This window comes from Chrysiogenia bacterium (genome assembly GCA_020434085.1).
In the GTDB taxonomy this organism is placed as follows: Bacteria; JAGRBM01; JAGRBM01; order JAGRBM01; family JAGRBM01; genus JAGRBM01.
Window position 1 is genome coordinate 1 of record JAGRBM010000439.1, and the last position, 2947, is coordinate 2947.

Annotated in this window: 3 protein-coding genes; 2 read left to right on the forward strand and 1 reads right to left on the reverse strand. The window is 63.7% G+C overall.

The genetic code is table 11. The annotated features are described in order from the left end of the window. Positions 1-99: 99 nt before the first annotated feature. Complete coding sequence (locus tag KDH09_15070; GenBank protein ID MCB0221017.1) at positions 100-1047, reverse strand: hypothetical protein; 948 nt, start codon at positions 1045-1047, stop codon at positions 100-102. 150 nt (positions 1048-1197) lie between these two features. Here KDH09_15070 and KDH09_15075 point away from each other — a divergent pair, with 150 nt between their 5' ends. Next, positions 1198-1731, forward strand: a complete 534-nt coding sequence (locus KDH09_15075; protein ID MCB0221018.1) for an ATP-dependent zinc protease — start codon at positions 1198-1200, stop codon at positions 1729-1731. Beyond that, complete coding sequence (gene rimK, locus KDH09_15080) at positions 1728-2666, forward strand: 30S ribosomal protein S6--L-glutamate ligase (GenBank protein MCB0221019.1); 939 nt, start codon at positions 1728-1730, stop codon at positions 2664-2666. Before KDH09_15075 ends, rimK begins: the two co-directional genes overlap by 4 nt. Positions 2667-2947 lie beyond the last annotated feature (281 nt).

The following is a 2947-nucleotide window of genomic DNA, read 5'->3' on the forward strand; positions in this document are numbered from 1 at the left end:
CCCTGCATCGGCGCGAACTGGCCGGTGACGACCTACTCCGAGTGTCCGGCGCGTGGCACGGAAGAATCGTTCCTGTTCTGGAAGAGCGCGCCCTGAGCCCTACGCCGCGCGGGAGAGCCCGGCGCGTGCGCGGTGGTGGGCGGCCTTGCTGCGATCGCCGCCGGCTTCATAAATTTCCGAGAGAATTTCGTGCAACGCGGCCGTGTGGGGGTGAACTGCTTCGCGCCGCTTGCTTGTGCTCCCAAGCCCCATGGGGGTAACCGAAACGCGCACATTTCGTTCGAGCTCGACGCGCGCTTTCTGGAACGCGATGTTGCGGATGAAGTCGCTGCGCAGGGTCTGGGCCGGTGCCTCCAGCGCGCCGCCCAATTCTCGGGCGCGCGCAAGGTGGGCACCCGCCGCATCGCGCCGCTCTTCGCTCATGTGGATGATGCCGAGCTGGAACTCGAAGTGCCCGGCAAGCGACTCATCCTTCGCACCGGCGGCGCGCAGGTGGTTGGTTGCTTCTTCCATGCGTCCGCGGTGCAGGGCCTCGATGGCCAGGGCCTGGTCGAAGACCAGCGTGCCGGCCGCCAGTGCGCGCAGCTTTTCCAGATGCCGCGCCGCGCGTTTTTCTCCGCCGCCGAGCACTGCGGGAGCAAACAAAGAGAACTGAAAAAGGTCGGCGCGGGCGGGAATGTTCTCAGGGTCAAGCTGAACTGCCTTCGCAAAGTGCCGCGCCAGTCGCAGGGGAGCGCCGGTCATCGCGGCGGCAACGGCGCCGTGTTCGAGTTTGATGCCAAAGGCACGCGCCAGCCACAGGTGGTAGTTGCTGCGCGAGGGATCGGCCTGCACCGCGGCGCTCAGATGGCGAATGGCTTCCTCGTAGCGGGGCCGGTCCCCGGCCAGCAACACGCGCCCGAGCTGGTAGCGCCACTGGGGATCGGCGGGATTCTCCCGGGAAAGCATGGCGAGCTCTTCGCGGGCGGCATCGAGCTTGCCGGCGTGCAGGAGCAGGGTGACGCTTTCGGGGAAATCGAGGGGCAGGGCTTTTCTGGACGGGGCCATGGGGTACAGTCTCCAGCAAGATTGGCGGCGCAGCCGCGCGTGTGCGGGAGAGCTTGACAATATGCGTCATCAAATTCAATCCCTTCATGTGAATTTGAAGATTGCCCCGTGTGCGGCGAAAAGCCCCCGCAGGGGAGGCACGCAGCGCAGGTGAGCGCCCCTGTACAAAAAGCCGCCCGCCAGGTGGTGGGCTGGCGCGAATGGGTGGAGCTGCCCGAGCTTGGGGTAACCACCAAGGTGAAGGTGGACACCGGGGCGCGCACCAGCGCCCTGCACGCCGACGACCTGGAGTTCTTCGAGCGCAGCGGGCAGCCCTGGGTGCGCTTTGTCGTCCATCCAGAGCAGCGAACCAACCGCGTCGAAGTGCGTTGCGAAGCGCCGGTTCTTGAAGACCGGCAGGTGAAGAGTTCCACGGGATCGATTACACACCGGCCCGTGATCGAGACCCGGATCTCGCTGGGAGGGCAGAGCTGGCCCATTGAGCTCACCCTCATCAACCGCGATGAAATGGGTTTCCGGATGTTGCTCGGGCGCACGGCCATCAAGCGGCGCTTCGTGGTGGATGTGAGCCATTCCTACGTGCAGAGCCATGAGACCGACCTGGCGCACCGGCGGGCGGCAAAAAAAGTGAAGAAGAAAAAGAAGGCTTCGAAGAAGCCGGGGAGAAAATCAGTCCAGTCATGAGAATCGTCATCCTCAGCCGCGGCCCGTTGCTCTACTCCACCCAGCGCCTCAAAGAGGCGGGCGAGCAGCGCGGGCACGAAGTGCGCGTCGTCGACTACCTTCGCTGCTACATGAACATCGCCTCGGGCCGCCCGAGCGTGGTGTATGCGGGCGGAGAGCTGACGGACGTGGACGCGGTGATCCCGCGCATCGGCGCAAGCCATACCTTCTATGGCGCCGCCGTGGTGCGGCAGTTCGAGATGATGGACGTCTTTTGCCTGAACAGCTCCACGGCAATCGCGCGCTCGCGCGACAAGCTCCACACCCTGCAGCTCCTCTCGCGCAAGGGCGTGGGACTTCCCGTCACCGGGTTTGCCCACTCCTCGAAAGACGTGAGCGGCGTGATCGACATCGTCGGCGGCGCGCCGCTGGTGATCAAGCTGCTGGAAGGGACCCAGGGCATCGGCGTCGTACTCGCCGAGACGCGCCAGGCCGCCAAGAGCGTGATCGAGGCCTTCCAGGGAATTCACGCCAACATCCTGGTGCAGGAATTCATCAAGGAAGCCGGTGGATCCGACATCCGCTGTTTTGTCGTCGGCGACCGCGTCGTGGCCAGCATGGTGCGGCAGGGCGCCCCCGGAGAGTTCCGCTCCAACATCCACCGCGGCGGCGAGGCCGTGCGCGCCAAGCTCACCCCCATCGAGCGCAAGACCGCCGTGACGGCGGCCAAGGTGATGAAGCTCAAGGTGGCCGGCGTCGACATGCTCCGCTCCAACCACGGCCCGGTGATCATGGAAGTGAACTCCTCGCCCGGCCTCGAAGGAATCGAGCAGGCCAGCGAACGCGACGTCGCCGGCAAGGTGATCGAGTTCATCGAGAAAAGCCTCGAAGCCCCCAGAAAGCCCCGCAAGGAAGGCGGCGAGAGCGTCGAGGAAGATGAGATTACTGGGTTGTAGCTATTGGAATTGACCTTGGAAGGCGGTTGGGATATTCAGATCTTATGTTACTGAATCTTTGGTGCTTGGACCGTATCGGATGCGTGCAAGGTGTGAGGCCGCTATGAGACCGGTTTTTGATGAATGGACCATCGTGTTGAACGGTGCATGGAATGCCGCAATCCTAACGCCGGATTGGGTCGGTCGCAATCTACTTGATACTGCGCAGGTCCAAGTCGAACTCAACTTCGGAAATCTGGGACAGTCGATCAAGATGACGAATGAGGGCGTTATGGTTGTCC

Bases quoted from the DNA above. Each gene is read 5' to 3' on its own strand.
- KDH09_15070 (MCB0221017.1), bottom strand. From the start codon at position 1,047: ATGGCCCCGTCCAGAAAAGCCCTGCCCCTCGATTTCCCCGAAAGCGTC.
- rimK (MCB0221019.1), top strand. From the start codon at position 1,728: ATGAGAATCGTCATCCTCAGCCGCGGCCCGTTGCTCTACTCCACCCAG.